Origin of the sequence: Burkholderia ambifaria AMMD (genome assembly GCF_000203915.1) — a bacterium.
Taxonomy (GTDB): domain Bacteria; phylum Pseudomonadota; class Gammaproteobacteria; order Burkholderiales; family Burkholderiaceae; genus Burkholderia; species Burkholderia ambifaria.
Genome location: NC_008392.1, coordinates 714,254 through 729,609 on the forward strand (window position 1 = coordinate 714,254; position 15,356 = coordinate 729,609).

11 protein-coding genes are annotated in these 15,356 nt (G+C 67.6%); 4 read left to right on the top strand and 7 right to left on the bottom strand.

Translation table 11 applies throughout. The features are described from left to right. Positions 1-7 precede the first annotated feature (7 nt). The 3 genes from BAMB_RS30670 to BAMB_RS30680 all read left to right on the top strand — a co-directional run bounded on the left by BAMB_RS30670 (position 8) and on the right by BAMB_RS30680 (position 3,508). Positions 8-859, top strand: coding sequence for a ferritin family protein (locus BAMB_RS30670; RefSeq protein WP_011661027.1), 852 nt, complete (start codon positions 8-10; stop codon positions 857-859). Positions 860-1,477: 618 nt separating this feature from the next. Next, complete coding sequence (locus BAMB_RS30675) at positions 1,478-2,470, top strand: LysR substrate-binding domain-containing protein (RefSeq protein ID WP_011661028.1); 993 nt, start codon at positions 1,478-1,480, stop codon at positions 2,468-2,470. A 213-nt stretch (positions 2,471-2,683) separates the two neighbouring features. Next, positions 2,684-3,508 (top strand): alpha/beta fold hydrolase, encoded by an 825-nt coding sequence (locus tag BAMB_RS30680; protein WP_011661029.1) that lies wholly within the window; start codon positions 2,684-2,686, stop codon positions 3,506-3,508. A 93-nt stretch (positions 3,509-3,601) separates the two neighbouring features. Here BAMB_RS30680 and proP read toward each other — a convergent pair whose 3' ends face one another. Next, positions 3,602-5,071 (bottom strand): glycine betaine/L-proline transporter ProP, encoded by a 1,470-nt coding sequence (gene proP, locus BAMB_RS30685; protein ID WP_041491798.1) that lies wholly within the window; start codon positions 5,069-5,071, stop codon positions 3,602-3,604. A 375-nt stretch (positions 5,072-5,446) separates the two neighbouring features. Between proP and BAMB_RS35700 the strand changes: the two genes are divergently transcribed. Then, entirely contained in the window at positions 5,447-5,938 is a 492-nt protein-coding gene (locus tag BAMB_RS35700; RefSeq protein ID WP_050812327.1) for a hypothetical protein, read from the top strand. Here the strand turns inward: BAMB_RS35700 and BAMB_RS30695 are convergent. The 6 genes from BAMB_RS30695 to BAMB_RS30720 form a co-directional block, all read right to left on the bottom strand. Next, a complete protein-coding gene (locus tag BAMB_RS30695) occupies positions 5,881-6,948 on the bottom strand; it encodes a porin (protein ID WP_011661032.1) in 1,068 nt (355 codons plus the stop codon). The two genes, BAMB_RS35700 and BAMB_RS30695, sit on opposite strands and share 58 nt — an antisense overlap. A gap of 227 nt (positions 6,949-7,175) precedes the next feature. Continuing rightward, a complete protein-coding gene (acs, locus tag BAMB_RS30700) occupies positions 7,176-9,170 on the bottom strand; it encodes an acetate--CoA ligase (protein WP_011661033.1) in 1,995 nt (664 codons plus the stop codon). A gap of 252 nt (positions 9,171-9,422) precedes the next feature. Next, complete coding sequence (locus tag BAMB_RS30705) at positions 9,423-11,276, bottom strand: sigma-70 family RNA polymerase sigma factor (protein ID WP_011661034.1); 1,854 nt, start codon at positions 11,274-11,276, stop codon at positions 9,423-9,425. A gap of 16 nt (positions 11,277-11,292) precedes the next feature. After that, positions 11,293-11,610: a high-potential iron-sulfur protein gene (locus BAMB_RS30710; RefSeq protein ID WP_011661035.1), complete on the bottom strand. Its 318-nt coding sequence runs from the start codon at positions 11,608-11,610 to the stop codon at positions 11,293-11,295. 75 nt (positions 11,611-11,685) lie between these two features. Further along, a complete protein-coding gene (locus BAMB_RS30715) occupies positions 11,686-12,960 on the bottom strand; it encodes a c-type cytochrome (protein WP_011661036.1) in 1,275 nt (424 codons plus the stop codon). A gap of 75 nt (positions 12,961-13,035) precedes the next feature. Continuing rightward, positions 13,036-14,763, bottom strand: a complete 1,728-nt coding sequence (locus BAMB_RS30720) for a methanol/ethanol family PQQ-dependent dehydrogenase (protein ID WP_011661037.1) — start codon at positions 14,761-14,763, stop codon at positions 13,036-13,038. Positions 14,764-15,356 lie beyond the last annotated feature (593 nt).

Consider the following 15,356-nt stretch of genomic DNA (forward strand, 5'->3'; position numbering starts at 1 on the left):
GACGATGATGCTCTATCCGGAACTTTTCAGATCGCTCGAGGCCGTGCGCTGGGACATGGAGAAGGACATTCCATGGGACAGCTTTGACGCGTCGCGGCTCACCGACGAGCACGCGAAGACGATCAAGATGAACGCGATCACCGAATGGTCGGCGCTGCCCGCAACGGAAATGTTCCTGCGCGACAACCAGCACGACAGCGACTTTTCCGCGTTCATGAGCGTGTGGTTCTTCGAGGAGCAGAAGCATTCGCTCGTGCTGATGGAATACCTGCGCCGCTTCCGGCCGGACATGGTGCCGACCGAGGAAGAGCTGCACGCGGTGCGCTTCCCGTTCGATCCGGCGCCGCCGCTCGAGACGCTGATGCTGCACTTCTGCGGCGAGATCCGCCTGAACCACTGGTATCGCTGCGCGGCCGACTGGCACACCGAGCCGGTCATCAAGCACATCTACGAAACGATCTCGCGCGATGAAGCGCGCCATGGCGGCGCCTACCTGCGCTACATGAAGAAGGCGCTGAACAACTGCGGCGACGTCGCGCGCGCGGCGTTCGCGAAGATCGGCGTGCTGATGGCGTCGGCGCGCCGCACCGAGAAACCGCTGCACCCGACCAACCTGCACGTGAACCAGGCGCTGTTCCCGCGCGACACCGTGCAGTCGCGCCTGCCCGATCCGGAATGGCTCGAGCGCTGGCTCGACGAGCAGATCCGCTTCGACGGCGAGTGGGAAAAGAAGGTCGTCGACCGGATCCTGCACAACCTGTCGATCCTGTTCGAGCGCACGTTCGCGACCGCGCAGGAGTTGAACCGCTATCGTCGCGAGGTCACGGCGCGCGTGAACGACCCGGCAGGCTGCGTGTAGCCGGTCGCGCGGGCTGCCGCGCGGTGGGCGGAACGAGGCCACGGAACGAGGCCATGAAGCGCCGGGCGGCGATGCCGTCCGGCGAGCCTGGCCATTGGCGCGCGTAATCGTCCAGATCATTTTTTAAAATGGTGTGACAAACCGCCGCATATTTTCGTGTTTAGCTGGTTTTAATAAACGATCGATTGCGGGTTTTCAGATGGAGTGGAACCGGATCCAGTGTTTATGAAATTCCCATAATCCGGGAAATTGATTATAAAGACAGGTAATTGAAATTGTATTGTAGGCGCATATTTTTCTGTCCGGCGAAGCCTTGGAATCGACGAATGAACGCCGAATTTCATACTGAATCCCTTGTGTGGCGGGCTTTTATGGCGCAATTTCCCACGCTGGTAAATTGAAATGGCTGATTTACAAAATCACTATTTCATAATGCTAATGTAAGAATAAGATGCAAATCGACGTTGATATATAAATATGAATGTCACGGTTGAAAACAAGAATGATAATCGTCTATGCTTCGCTATAAAATCGTTTCCGGTTTCAAATGGAAATAAAACGATCTCAGGGAGACGAAAGGCGACTTGTCCGTTGGTAATGTCATTTTGAGGTGGCGGTATGGCGAATGTGAGATTGGCAAAACGGTTGCGAGGGATGCCTTCGCTTGATTTCCTGAGGGGCTTCGAATGCGCGGCGCGCCATTTGAGCTTCACGCGGGCAGGGCAGGAGTTGAACGTCACGCAATCCGCCGTGAGTCGCCAGGTCAAGGCGCTCGAGGAGCAGCTGCGGATCGAGCTGTTTCACCGGCACATCCGTTCGCTGACATTGACCGACAAGGGGCGCGAGCTGTACGACGCAATCTCGATCGCGTTGTCCGACCTGGAGTCGGTCGTGGGCAAGCTGTCGTCGAGTGTCGGCCAGCGCTCGATCTCGCTGTCGACCACCGTGTCGTTCGCGGCGCTCTGGCTGATTCCGCGTCTCGGGTCGTTCCGCGCGAGCTATCCGGACATCGATGTGCGCGTGTCCGCGACGAGCGAAATCGAGGATCTTAAACGCAAACGTTTGCACTTGGCGGTCCGCTATGCGGGCCCGTGCACGCCGCTCGACGACACGCAGGTGCTGTTTCGCGAACGCGTCGTCGCGGTGTGCAGCCCCGCACTCGCGACGGCCGTCGGCGGCCGTCCGTCGATGACGCCGGACGATCTCGACAAGCACGTGCTGCTGCATCTCGACGATCCGCGCGGCGAATGGCCGTGGTATGCGTGGAGCAATCTGCTGAAGGCGCTCGGCGTGCCGCGGCTGCGGCCGGTCGGTGCGCTGCACTTCAGTCAGTATGACCAGCTCGTGCAGGCCGCCGTCGACGGGCACGGCATCGCGATCGGCAGGCGGCCGCTGATCGACGGTCTGCTGAAGCAGGGCCGGCTCGTCGAGCTGTTTCCCCACTGCACCGTTGCATCCGGCAGCTACGCGGTCGTGCAGAACCCCGACGCGTGCAACGAATTCGACATCGCGGTGCTCACCAACTGGCTGCTCGACGAAGCCAGCGTTCCGCCCCAGGCGCCCCCGGACAACGCGGGCAGCAACGTGCTGCCGCTGTATCGCGTCGGCTAGCGCCCGCGCGCCGCGTGGATGGCCGCTCCGCGCTCGCGTCGCGCTGCGCGTCGTTGCCGCCGCACGCGTCACGCGTCACTCGTCATCCGCAAACGCCGCTACCTGTGCGATGATTCGCGGCTTCGCGTGCGTCGCAATACGCCGCTGACCCAGGCGCCCGGTTGCGGGCCGCCGTCGATCGATCGTCCATACGTACATGAACCCGGAGGCGCGATGCCCACACTGACCATCCAGCACAGCACACTGCATTACCAGGATCACGGCACCGGCTTTCCGGTGCTGCTCGGGCATAGCTATCTGTGGGACGCGGCGATGTGGGCGCCGCAGATCGATGCGTTGTCCAGCCGTTATCGCGTGATCGTGCCGGACCTGTGGGGGCATGGCGCGTCGGGTCCGTTGCCCGCCGGAACGCAGACGCTCGACGATCTCGCCGCACACGCGAGCGCGTTGCTCGATGCGCTGGAGATCGAGCAATGCGCGGTCGTCGGCCTCAGCGTCGGCGGGATGTGGGGTGCGCGGCTCGCGTTGCGCGAACCGCGGCGCGTGCGCTCGCTCGTACTGATGGATGCGTCGCTGGAGGCCGAGCCCGACGCGACGCGCCTGCGCTACTTCGCGATGCTCGATGCGATCGAGGCCGCCGGCAGCGTCGTGCCGCCGCTGCTCGATGCGATCGTGCCGCTGTTCTTCCGGCCGGACGTGAACCTGGCCGACCCGGTGCCGAGCGCGTTTCGCGCGGCGCTCGCGAAGCTGCCGGCCGACCGGCTGCGGGAATCGATCGCCCCGCTCGGCCGGTTGATCTTCGGGCGACCGGATACGCTGGCCGCGCTCGCCGACCTGGACGGCGAACGCACGCTGCTGATGTGCGGCGCGGGCGACATGGCGCGCCCGCCGTCCGAGACGGTGAAGATGGCGAGCGTGATCGGCTGCCGCCACGCGCTGGTGCCAGACGCCGGCCATATCTCGAACCTGGAGAATCCGGCGTTCGTCACGCGGATGCTGCTCGACTGGTTCGACGAGCAGCAGCTCGCGGCGGGCTGACCGTCATGCGCGCGACGCCGGTGGCGGATGCCGCGCGGCGTCGTGTGATGCGGGCCTGCGTGATGCGGCCCGGCGTGATGCGCGTAACGCGTGTTACGCGCGTTCGCCGATCGGCGTGAACTTGCGGTCGCGCACGCGGCCTTCGTCGGCGCCGCGGCGAATCAGGTCCTGCGCTTCCGCGCGGCTCGCGACGCACGGCGCGGAGCCGGGCAGCGGCCGCCGCGCGGTTTCGCGCACCGCGAGCACCGACACGATGCCGATGAACGACGCACCCATCAGGTAGTAGGCCGGCATCATCAGGTCGCCGGTGCGATCGACGAGCCATGCGGTGACGAGCGGCGTCGTGCCGCCGAACAGCGACACCGACACGTTGAAGCCGATCGCGAGCGCGCCGTAGCGGATCCGCGTCGGGAACAGCGCGGGCAGCGCGGACGGCATCACGCCGGTGAAGGTCGACAGCAGCGTGCCGTAGATCAGCATCCCGCCGAACACGGGCAGCATCCCGCCCGTACGGATCAGCAGCAGCGCCGGCACCGACAGCACGAGCAGGCCGACGCAGCCGGCCATCATCACCGGCTTGCGGCCGACGCGGTCGGACAGATGGCCCGCGTAGAGCGTCATCGGCATCATCAGCACCATCACGATCAGCACCATGAAGAGGCCGTGCGTCTCGTTGAAGTGCAGCGTCGCCGACAGGTAGTTCGGCAGGTACGACAGCGCCATGTAGTCGGTCACGTTGAAGATCAGCACGAGGCCGACGCACTGCAGCAGCGGCCTCCACTGTTCGACGAGCAGCGTGCCGAACGACTGCCTCGGACGCCCTCGTTCGTCCGCTTCGCGCGATTCGGCTTCCTTCTTGAACGCGGGCGTTTCCTCGAGCTTGAGCCGCACGTAGAGGCCGACGAGGCCGAGCGGCCCGGCGATGAAGAACGGCACGCGCCAGCCCCACGACAACAGTGCTTCCTGCGACAGCGTGGCCGTCAGCACCGCGACGGTGGCCGCGCCGAGCGTGTAGCCGATCAGCGTGCCGAACTCGAGGAAGCTGCCCATGAAGCCGCGGCGCCGGTCGGTCGCGAACTCCGCGATGAAGGTGGCGGCGCCGCCGTATTCGCCGCCGGTCGAGAAGCCCTGCACGAGGCGGGCGACGAGCAGCAGCACGGGCGCCATGATGCCGATCGATGCATAGCTGGGAATCAGGCCGATCGCGAAGGTGCCGACGGCCATCATGATCATCGTGGCGGCGAGCACGCGCTGGCGGCCGATGCGGTCGCCGAGCGGGCCGAACACCATGCCGCCGAGCGGGCGCACGAGGAACGCGGCCGCGAACGTGCCGAAGGTCGCGAGCAGCTGAGCGGACGGGCTGCTCGATGGGAAGAACACCTTGCCGAGCGTGACGGCGATATAGCTGTAGACGCCGAAGTCGAACCATTCCATCGCGTTGCCGAACGCCATGGCCCCGACCGCGCGTTTCAGGACGGCCGGGTCGACGATCGTGATGTCGTCCAGCTTCAGGGCCTTGCGCGAAGACCGGGCTTTCGCGGGGTGCGCTTGCGATGAACTCAAGGAACGCTCCTGGAAGGAGCCTTCGCGGCCGGCCGAGCGGGCGCACGGGGGGCGGGCGCGGAACCGTCGGGGACGAAGGCGGTTGTCTCTGGATCGCCGTGATGTCGAGGGCGCGGCGCGCGCCACGCGACACCCGGCAAGGGTGTGTTGGTGTAAAGCAGTGTAGAGAAACGGGGAAAGCGGACTATCGGTCATGCGCCCGGAAACCGGTCGTAAACGACACGGATGGCGCAGGCGGGCAACTGGTCGTGCGGCGCCCGGCGAGGGTTCGGCGGTCCGGGCAGCGTTGATGGCGGTCTATACCGGATCTGCGATGCGCGGGGCGCGGCGCGTCGCGCGATCGTGCGGGCATGATGGAAGCTGCGTCGAATCCGGATGTGCGGATGCGCGGATGCACCATCGCCCGACGACCGCGACGACCGCGACGACCGCGACGACCGCGACGACCGCGACGACCGCGACGACCGCGACGACCGCGACGACCGCGACGACCGCGACGACCGCGACGACCGCGACGACCGCGACGACCGCGACGACCGCGACGACCGCGACGACCGCGACGACCGCGACGACCGCGACGACCGCGACGACCGCGACGACCGCGACGACCGCGACGACCGCGACGACCGCGACGACCGCGACGACCGCGACGACCGCGACGACCGCGACGACCGCGACGACCGCGACGACCGCGACGACCGCGACGACCGCGACGACCGCGACGACCGCGACGACCGCGACGCAAGATGCTTCGGACTACGAATTCAGCAAGGCGGCGGTTCGACGAAGGCAACCGCCGCCCGCGCACATCAGAACAGGTGGCGAATCCCGAGGTTCGCGCCGATGGTCGTTCCGGTGACCGCGTAAAGCGCGTTGTTGATCCCGAGCCCGGTGTTCATCGCGCCGTGGTTGTTGACCATCGCGACCTGCGCGTACAGCGCGGTGGCCTTCGACAGGCTGTAGGTCGTGCCGACAGCCGCGAGCAGCGAGTGATTGGCCGTGTCGTTGCGGTCGCTGGTGAACCAGACGCCGCCGTTCAGGTCGACGGCCGGCGTCGCCTGGTAGTCGAGGCCGCCGCCGTATACGTTGTTGCTGAACGATCCGCCGACCTTGTAGCTCGCGAACGACGCCTTCGCGGTGACCGGGCCGAACCGGTACGCGGCGCCGATCGTGCGGCCGACGAACGCGACGGTGCTCGGCGTCGGCGTCGGGTTGGTGCCGTCGTTGCCGTCGTAGAACGCGGCGTTGATCATGAAGCCGTCGTGCTCGTATTTGACGCTCGCCGAATACTGGCGTCCGGCCTGGAAGTCGCCGGCCTTGCCGCCGAACGCGAACATCGCGCTGCCGGTGAGGCCGGCGATCGTCGGGCTCGTATACGACACGGCGTTCGGATTGAACAGGCCCGTCACGAGCACGTTGTCGACGTAGTTGATCAGCCCGCTGCCGAAGTGCGAGAAGTTGCGCGGATCCGAATCGAAGATCGCGAGCAGGAACGGCGAGTACTGCACGCCAGCCTTGATCGTGCCGAAGCCGCCGTCGAGCCCGACCCACGCCTGGCGACCGAAGAAGTTGCCGTTCGAATGGGCGAACGCGCCGTTGGTGACGGCAAAGCCGCTTTCGAGCTGGAATTTCGCCTTCAGGCCGCCGCCGAGATCCTCGGTGCCGGTCATCCCGAAGGTCGTCGGCGTCATGCCGGTGTCGGTCATCGCGAACTGATGGCCGGCGTTCGCGCCGGTGGCGGCGTCGAGCGTCTTGCTCGTGTACAGCAATGCGGCGTCGAGGTTGCCGTACAGCGTCACGCTGCTTTGCGCGAAGGCGCCGGTGCTGGCTATCGCGCCCGCCAGCGCGGCGCAACCGATCACGATTCTGTTTTTCATTGGGATGTCTCCAGTGTTGTTGTACGTCCATGCATCGAACAGGGATGTGACGGACGCCGCGCATGGCGGGGGCCGTCGTGCAGGCCGCGCACGCTGGGTGGGGCGCGGCGGGACGCACGTGCGCCGCCGGGTGTCGGCCGCGCGCGACGCGTTCATGGCCCGGATGGGCGCCGGAACGCGCGTGCGTCGAGGAAGTCGGGCAGGGCGGCCGGTGCCGCCCTCGTGATTCAGAGCGACTGGCCGAGCTGATCGAGGATCGCCGGGTTCTCGAGCGTGGACGTGTCCTGCGTGATCGCCTCGCCCTTCGCGAGCGAGCGCAGCAGGCGTCGCATGATCTTGCCCGAGCGCGTCTTCGGCAGGTTGTCGCCGAAGCGGATGTCCTTCGGCTTCGCGATCGGCCCGATCTGCTTGCCGACCCAGTCGCGCAAAGTCTTCGCGAGCGCCGCCGCTTCCTCGCCTTCCGGGCGCGAACGCTTCAGCACCACGAACGCGACCACCGCCTCGCCCGTCGTGTCGTCCGGACGGCCGACCACCGCCGCTTCTGCCACCAGCTCGTGCGAGACCAGCGCCGACTCGATCTCCATCGTGCCGAGCCGGTGGCCCGACACGTTCAGCACGTCGTCGATGCGGCCCATGATCGTGAAGTAGCCGGTGTCCTTGTCGCGCACCGTGCCGTCGCCGGCGAGATACAGCCGGCCGCCGAGTTCCTCCGGGTAGTAGCTTTTCTTGAACCGCTCCGGGTCGCCCCAGATCGTGCGGATCATCGCCGGCCACGGCCGCTTGACGACCAGGATCCCGCCTTGCCCGTTCGGCACGTCCTGGCCGGTCTCGTCGACCACCGCGGCCATGATCCCCGGCAGCGGCAGCGTGCACGAACCCGGCACCGTCGGCGTCGCGCCCGGCAGCGGCGTGATCATGTGGCCGCCGGTTTCGGTCTGCCACCACGTGTCGACGATCGGGCAGCGCTCCTGGCCGACGTGCTTGTGGTACCACATCCACGCTTCCGGATTGATCGGCTCGCCGACCGTGCCGATGATGCGCAGGCTCGACAGGTCGTAGCTCTTCGGGTGGACCTTGTCGTCGGCTTCGGCGGCCTTGATCAGCGAGCGGATCGCGGTCGGCGCGGTGTAGAACACGGTGACCTTGTGATCGCCGATCATCTTCCAGAAGCGCCCGGCGTCCGGATAGGTCGGCACGCCCTCGAACACGACCTGCGTGCCGCCGCACGCAAGCGGGCCGTACGTGATGTACGTATGGCCCGTGACCCAGCCGATGTCGGCCGTGCACCAGAACACGTCGGTGGGCTTCCAGTCGAAGGTCCACTTCATCGTCTGCGCGGCCCACAGCAGGTAGCCGCCGGTGCTGTGCTGCACGCCTTTCGGCTTGCCGGTCGAGCCCGATGTATACAGGATGAACAGCGGATGCTCGGCGCCGACCCATTCCGGCGCGCACGTGTCGGACTCGGCGTGGGCGAGTTCGTGCATCCACAGGTCGCGCCCGGCGTGCCAGTCGACCTTGCCGCCGGTGCGGCGATAGACGATCACGCTCTTCACCGCTTCGCAGCCGCCCATCGCGATCGCTTCATCGGCGATGCTCTTGAGCGGCAGCGTCTTGCCGCCGCGCGCCTGCTCGTCGGCGGTGATCAGCGCGACCGCGCCGACGTCGACGAGCCGCTCGTTCAGCGATTTCGCGGAGAAGCCGCCGAACACGACCGAGTGCGTCGCCCCGATGCGCGCACAGGCCTGCATCGCGACGATGCCCTCGATCGACATCGGCATGTAGATGACGACGCGATCGCCCTTCGCGATCCCGCGTTTCTTCAGCGCATTCGCGAAGCGCGACACGCGTGCGAGGAGATCGGCGTAGGTGACGCGCGTGACGGTGCCGTCGTCGGCCTCGAAGATCACCGCGACGCGCTCGCCGTTGCCGGCTTCGACGTGACGGTCGAGGCAGTTGTACGACGCGTTGAGTTCGCCGTCGTCGAACCACTTGTAGAACGGTGCGTCGCTCTCGTCGAGCACCTTCGTGAACGGCTTGTGCCACGACAGGCCTTCGCGGGCGAGCCGCGCCCAGAAGCTCTCGTAATCGCGCTCGGCTTCGGCGGCGAGCGCCTGGTAGGCCGGCATGCCGGAAATGGTCGCGCGCTCGCGCGTGTCGGCCGTCGGTTCGAAGATCCGGCGTTCCTGAAGGATCGATACGATGGCGGTCAAGGTGTTCTCCATGGAAATCGTAGTGTGTGGCCTGCCGGTTGAAACGCAACTTGCATGCCAATCGCGCGGATATTCGGCCGGAATGGCGTGTGTGCGCGGTGCCATGCTGTTTCACTAATCAGTCTGCAGTGCAGAGCAATGAGACAGATGATGTGGTCGGTGTACCTGCCGGCTTTCCGCTTGCGTCGAAATGCAGCAGACGTGTTGCAGGCGTCAACACGGCGTGCGATTAGCGACGAGTGCCGCCCGCGATGCCGCCGAGTACTACGCGACGAACGACCGGAGCAGGCCGAGCGTGTCGGACGCTCGAAGGCGGGCGAGCGCCGACGCCTCGATCTGCCGCACGCGTTCCGCGGACAGGTTCAGCTGGCGGCCGATGTCGCGCAGCGAGCAGCCTTCGTCCGTGTGCAGCCCATAGCGCAGCTTGAGGACCATCGCCTCGCGCGGCGGCAGCCGGTCGATCACGGCAGCGATCGTGCGGCGCAACTGCGTGGCGCCGGCCGCGTCTTCGGGAGAGGGCGTCGTCGTGTCCGGCGCGACGTCGGCGAACGTCATGTCGCCTTCCGGCGAGACCGGCACGTCGGCCGACACCGGTTCCTTCACGATGGCCATCAGCTCGCGCACCTTGTCGACCGGCTCGCCCATGTGGACGGCCAGTTCGGCCGGCGTCGCCGCCGTGCCCGCGCGCTGCCGGTGCTCGCGCGCGAGCCGCGACAGCTTGTTCAGCGCGTCGACCGTATGCGTCGGCACGCGGATCGTGCGGCCGAGGTCGGCGAGTGCATGCGTGATCGCCTGCCGGATCCACCAGGTCGCGTAAGTCGAGAACCGGAAACCGCGCCGGTGGTCGTAGCGCTCGATCGCCTTCAACAGTCCGATGTTGCCTTCCTGGATCAGGTCCGCGAACGGCAGGCCGCGATCCGGATATCGCTTCGCGATCGACACGACGAGCCGCAGGTTCGCATCGAACAAACCCGCCTTCGCCGGCTGCATCGCGCGTTCGATCGCGCCGAGCCGTGCATCGAGCGACGCGGTCGCGCCGGGCGGCAGTTCCGATGCGGGGGCCGCGCGCAGGATCGCGTCGCGTGCATCGACGAACTCGGCCGCGCGTCTCGTCAGCGTCGACGCGCAGGCCGGGTGTGCGGCGATGCATGACGCGAGCCAGCCGGCGTGATCGTCGTCGGCCGCGTGTGCGAACGACGGCGGGATGCCGACGTCGGCCAGCATCCGCTCCAGTCGGCCGCGCAACGCGCGGTGCCGGCGTGCGCGGCCGCGCAGCGGCTCGCTCATCCGTTCGAGCGCGCGGGCGGACAAGCCCAAGGTGCGGAGCAGTGCCGCGGCGTCGCGTACGTCCGAGCGATACGCGGCGCAAGCGCTGCCACCGGACGCCAGTGCCGCGCGCATGCCGTGCGCAAGTGCATCGATGCGTGCGAGCCGCGCCACCACCGCGTCGCGCCAGGCCGAATCTTCCGTCTGCGTATCGTCGTCGCGCGCGGGTTCGCCGGTGGCGGTGGCCGACGTGCCCGCCTCGGCGTGATCGGCCGATGTGTCGTCGCGCGGGCCGTCGTCGAGAAAGATCACATAGGTCGACGCGGCGGTCCGGCATTGCGCGATCTCGACGCGAATCGACACGAGCGCGTCGAGCGCATCTGGATCGCCGCACAGCACCGCGGCCGACGCGGCGCGGCCACGCTCGATCCGTCGCGCATACGCGAACTCCTCGTCGCGCGTGAGGAGCGGCGTCGTGCCCATCTCGCGCAGATACAGCCGGACCGGATCGGTCGTGCGCGGCGCGAGCAGGTCGGCCGCGGCGAGCGCGCCGGCGCCGTCGGCCCATGCGCGCGCGGGCGGCGCGGGCCGGAAGTAGCGCTCGAGGGTCCAGCCGCTCGCGGTATCGGCGCTGTCGGACACCGCGATGCCGAGTTCGCCGAGCACCGCCGCAACCGCATCGACGCCGCTGTCATTCGCATCATCGTCGGGTAGCCCGTCGATGATGTCGCCGCGCGTGACGAAGCCGCGCGACAGGCCGGTCGCGATCAGTGCGTGGAGGTGCGCGACGGCGTGCGGCGCTGCGCCGTCGTCGCGGCCGGCCGTGGGCACCACCGCGTGCCGCGCCGGCATCCCGTCGCGCGCCGCGTCACGCGCGCTTCGCATACACGTTGCACCAGCCGTCCGCTGCGACCGACTTGCCGCCGAACATCGGGCACGTGCCGCTCGCATCGGCCGCTTCGCCCTTGTAGAAGCGGCAGTTCGAGCAGCGCTGGCCGGCCTGGTATTTCGGGAACTGCGCGGGGTCGACGCTGGACGCATGCGCGCGATAGCCGAGCGTCTTCGCGGTGGGGTCGTTCTCGTCGACGAGCGGCGGCGCCGCATAGGCGGTGCGCCCGGCGGCGAGCGCGGCGCACAGGCCGATGGTGTTGACGATGAAAGTTCTGCGGGAGGTGGAGTGCGTCACGGTCGTGTCCTGGTCGAGATGAAATCGTGGGGAAGGGCGCGGCCCGCATCGCGTGGCGAAGCCGCTTGCCCGGTGTTACTGGCTTGCGTTCGCGTCCTTGTGTGCAGCCGGGCCGGCGATGAGCGGCGCGGTCGACGCGCGTGCGGCATCGGCCGTCAGCTTGTTCTTGCTGGCGATATAGCCGTTCGACGCGAGCAGGAAGGCCATCAGGTCCGCGTAGTCCTCATCCTTGAGCTTGCCGGGCTGGTCGGCCGGCATGTTGGTCGCCATGTAGCCGAACACGCCGCCGATCGTCAGGTGCGAATGCGACAGCGGTGCGAACGACGTGCCGCTCAACGCGGGCGCGGTGTTGCCTTCGAGGTCGGCGCCGTGGCACTTCGCACATGCGTTGCCGTAGAGTTCCTTGCCGTGCGCGGCCTGTGCGGCGTCGAACGCGGGTGCGGGGTCGCCGCCGCCCGCGGCGACGCGGATGAAGCCGCCGCCGGCAGTTGCGTTGCGCGCCCGCAGGAGGCCGCCCGATTGACGGCCGCCGGCGGCCGTCGCGCCGTCGAGGAAGCGCGCCGGCGTGCGCGATTCATGCGACTCGTGCGCTTCGAGCGCGCTGCCGGGCAGCGCCCACTTGCGGGTCAGCGCGGCGAGCCGGCCGTTGTTCTTCATCTGCGTGAGGGCCGCGTCGATGCGCTGCTGCAGCGCGGCCGAGCGCGGTGCGAACGCGAACGTGAGTTGCCACTCGGCATACGGCGACGACGTCGCACCGATGCGGAACGCCTGCTTCGGATGCGCGGCCTGATACGCGACGACCGCCGGATACCAGACGATCGCGCGATGCGCGCGGCCGCGGGCGACCGCGTCGACGGTTTGCTCGGACGTGTTCTCGAGATCGAAGCGCGCGTCCTTCTGCTGGACCGCGATCAGCTGCGCGGGGCTCGCGTAGGTGGCCGCGACGATTTCGCGGCCGGCCGTCGGCGTGCCGGCGTCGCGGCGCGTGACGCTCACGTAGCCCGAGCGCAGGTAGCCCTGCGAGAACAGCAGCTTCGTATCGGATGCATCGGCGATCGCCGAGCGCGGGAAGCCGGCGAGCACGTCGCAATCACGTTCGAGCATGCCGGCGAGTTCGTGCGCGGACACGCCGTCGTCGTCGCTGCCGCCCGCGTCGTGCGCGGAGAAGGTGGCGGCGATGCCGGCCGCGCGGAACACGTCACGGGCGATGGCCTTGTCGAGCGCGGCCGTCGGCGTGCCGGGCAGCGAGCAGACGCGCACCGGCGTCGCGGCCGTGGACGGCACCGGGAGCAGCGCCGTGCCTGCCGCGAGCGCACAGGCCACGGCGAGACGGGAAAGTGGAAGGTTCATGATCGTCGCTCGGTTGGAAACGGGGGAGGCACCCGCGCCGTCGGCGCGGGCGCAATACGGTTGGCCGGGTGGAGATCAGCCGCGGTCGAGGGCGAACACGTACAGCGTGCCGCCGCGCGGCACGTCGTCCGCCGCCTTGGCCATCGGGCCGCCCCAGATCGGGTTCGCGCCGCCGTAGCCGGCCAGTACCGCTACGTACTCCTTGCCATCGACTTCAAACACCGACGGCTGCGCGATGATCCCGCTCGCCAGCTTCGGGCTTTCCCACAGCACCTTGCCGGTCGACACGTCGAATGCGTACAGGTGGCCGTCGAGCGAGCCGCTGAACGCGAGGCCGCTTGCGGTCGTCGCGACGCCGCCGTTCCACGGCAGCTTGCTCCAGTGGCTCCATACCTTCTTGCCGGTGTTCACGTCGATCGCCTGGAGTTCGCCGTAGCCTTCGCTGCCCGGCTCGGGCTTGATCTCGAAGCCTTCGCCGAGATACGGCAGCCCTTCCATATAGTTGACCGACTTGCCCGACAGGCTCATGCACGCATGCAGTGACGGCACGATCGCGAGATGGCGTTGCGGGTCGTACGACACCGACCACCAGTTCTTGCCGCCGAGGAAGCTCGGGCACGTGTCGATCGTCGTGCCGACCTTCGGATACTTCGCGGGATCCTGGATCGGCGCGCCGTCTTCCGTGTAGCCGGTGACCGACGTCGCCTTCACGAACGGTTCCGCGTAGATCAGCTTGCCGGTGTCGCGATCGATCGCGTGGAAGTAGCCGTTGCGGTCCGCGTGGATGATCGCGTCGTGTTCCTTGCCCTTGTACTTGATCGTCGCGAGCACCGGCGTGTTGACGCCGTCGTAGTCCCAGGTGTCGTGCTTCGTGTACTGGTAGTGCCACTTGAGGTCGCCGTTCTTCGGGTCCAGCGCGAGCAGCGAATCGGAGTACAGGTTGTCGCCCGGGCGCAGGTCCGCGAGCCACGGCCCCGGGTTGCCGACGCCCCAGTACAGCGTGCGCGTCGCCGCGTCGTAGGTGCCGGTCAGCCAGGCCGGTGCGCCGCCGTGCGCCTGCATGCCGTCGGGCCAGGTATCGGCGTGCTTCTCGCCTTGGCCGGGGATCGTGTAGCGCTTCCACAGCAGCGCGCCGTCGTTCGGGCTCAACGCGGCGATGAAGCCGCGCGCGCCGTACTCGCCGCCCGAGCTGCCGACCACGATTGCACCGTCGATCGCGAGCGGCGCGAGCGAGAACGAGTAGCCGAGGCCCGGCTCGAACATCTGCTTCTTCCACACGAGCGCGCCGGTCTGCGCATCGAGCGCGGCCACTTCGCCGCTCAGCATCGCGACGTAGACGTTCTTGCCGTACAGCGCGACGCCGCGGTTCACCACGTCGCAGCAGGCCGTCTTGAACGATTCCGCGCCGAGCTTCGGTTCGTATTTCCACAGCTGCGCGCCGGTGGCCGCGTCGAACGCGTATACGTTGTCCTTCGGCGTCGTCACGAACAGGTAGCGGCCGTTGACGATCGGCGTGGCTTCGAAACCCTGCTTCAACTGGGCCGGAAACTTGTAGCTCCACGCCTGCGTGAGCTGCTTCACGTTCGACGGATCGATCTGCTTGAGCGGCGAATGCGACTGGCCGTTGTACGTGCGGTAGTAGGTGAGCCAGCCGGGATCGCGTTGCGCGTCCGTGAGGCGCTGGTACGTGACGGCCGGATAATCGGCGGCGGCGTCCACGAGGCCGGGATTCAAGGCGATGGCGACGGCTGCCGCGATTCCGATCGTTGCCAGTCGGCGCGTCGAAGCCGAGAGTTTTTTCATGGTTGTCTCCTGAGTCATTGTGGTCGCACCGCGGCCAACTCATGGCCGGGCCGGCAAGGGTGGGGATCCGGGTCCAGTGCGCAGCCAGTCACGCAAATCGCATGCCATTGCGGCGGAAGCGTTGCCACGCAAGGCGTAGCGGCCGATTGGGCGCGTGGTCGCGACGCATGCGGCGCAGCGCGGGCGATCCGCGAGTGTTGCGTTCGGGGACAGTCGCGGGCGGAGTGTTGCGAAACATGACAGTGGGTTGATGGGGGTGCGGGTGCATCGCGTGCGGTGGAGCGTGTTCGTTTGGTGAGGTCTTTGGAAGCGTGAATGCGCGGCGCAAAGCTCGCGATCGCCATGGACGGAGCGCAGGGTTCGCGCATGGTGTTGTGCCGGCGACGATGCGCACGCTACCGGCAGCTCTGGGCCGTGCACGCGAGGCGTGCGTGGCGATCGGGTTGCCGCGTCACTGATCCAGATCGACACAGGTGCGACTGCGGTGACACGGACAGCAAGAGGCGCGCGATGCTGCCTGGCAGCGGCCGCATGGCGCTGGCCGGGCAGTGCGGTCGGCCGCATGCTTGTTGCCGCTGGCGAACTCAAATGAT

Bases quoted from the DNA above. Each gene is read 5' to 3' on its own strand.
- BAMB_RS30670 (WP_011661027.1), top strand. From the start codon at position 8: ATGCTCTATCCGGAACTTTTCAGATCGCTCGAGGCCGTGCGCTGGGAC.
- BAMB_RS30675 (WP_011661028.1), top strand. From the start codon at position 1,478: ATGGCGAATGTGAGATTGGCAAAACGGTTGCGAGGGATGCCTTCGCTT.
- BAMB_RS30680 (WP_011661029.1), top strand. From the start codon at position 2,684: ATGCCCACACTGACCATCCAGCACAGCACACTGCATTACCAGGATCAC.
- BAMB_RS35700 (WP_050812327.1), top strand. From the start codon at position 5,447: ATGTGCGGATGCGCGGATGCACCATCGCCCGACGACCGCGACGACCGC.
- BAMB_RS30695 (WP_011661032.1), bottom strand. From the start codon at position 6,948: ATGAAAAACAGAATCGTGATCGGTTGCGCCGCGCTGGCGGGCGCGATA.
- acs (WP_011661033.1), bottom strand. From the start codon at position 9,170: ATGGAGAACACCTTGACCGCCATCGTATCGATCCTTCAGGAACGCCGG.
- BAMB_RS30705 (WP_011661034.1), bottom strand. From the start codon at position 11,276: ATGCCGGCGCGGCACGCGGTGGTGCCCACGGCCGGCCGCGACGACGGC.
- BAMB_RS30715 (WP_011661036.1), bottom strand. From the start codon at position 12,960: ATGAACCTTCCACTTTCCCGTCTCGCCGTGGCCTGTGCGCTCGCGGCA.
- BAMB_RS30720 (WP_011661037.1), bottom strand. From the start codon at position 14,763: ATGAAAAAACTCTCGGCTTCGACGCGCCGACTGGCAACGATCGGAATC.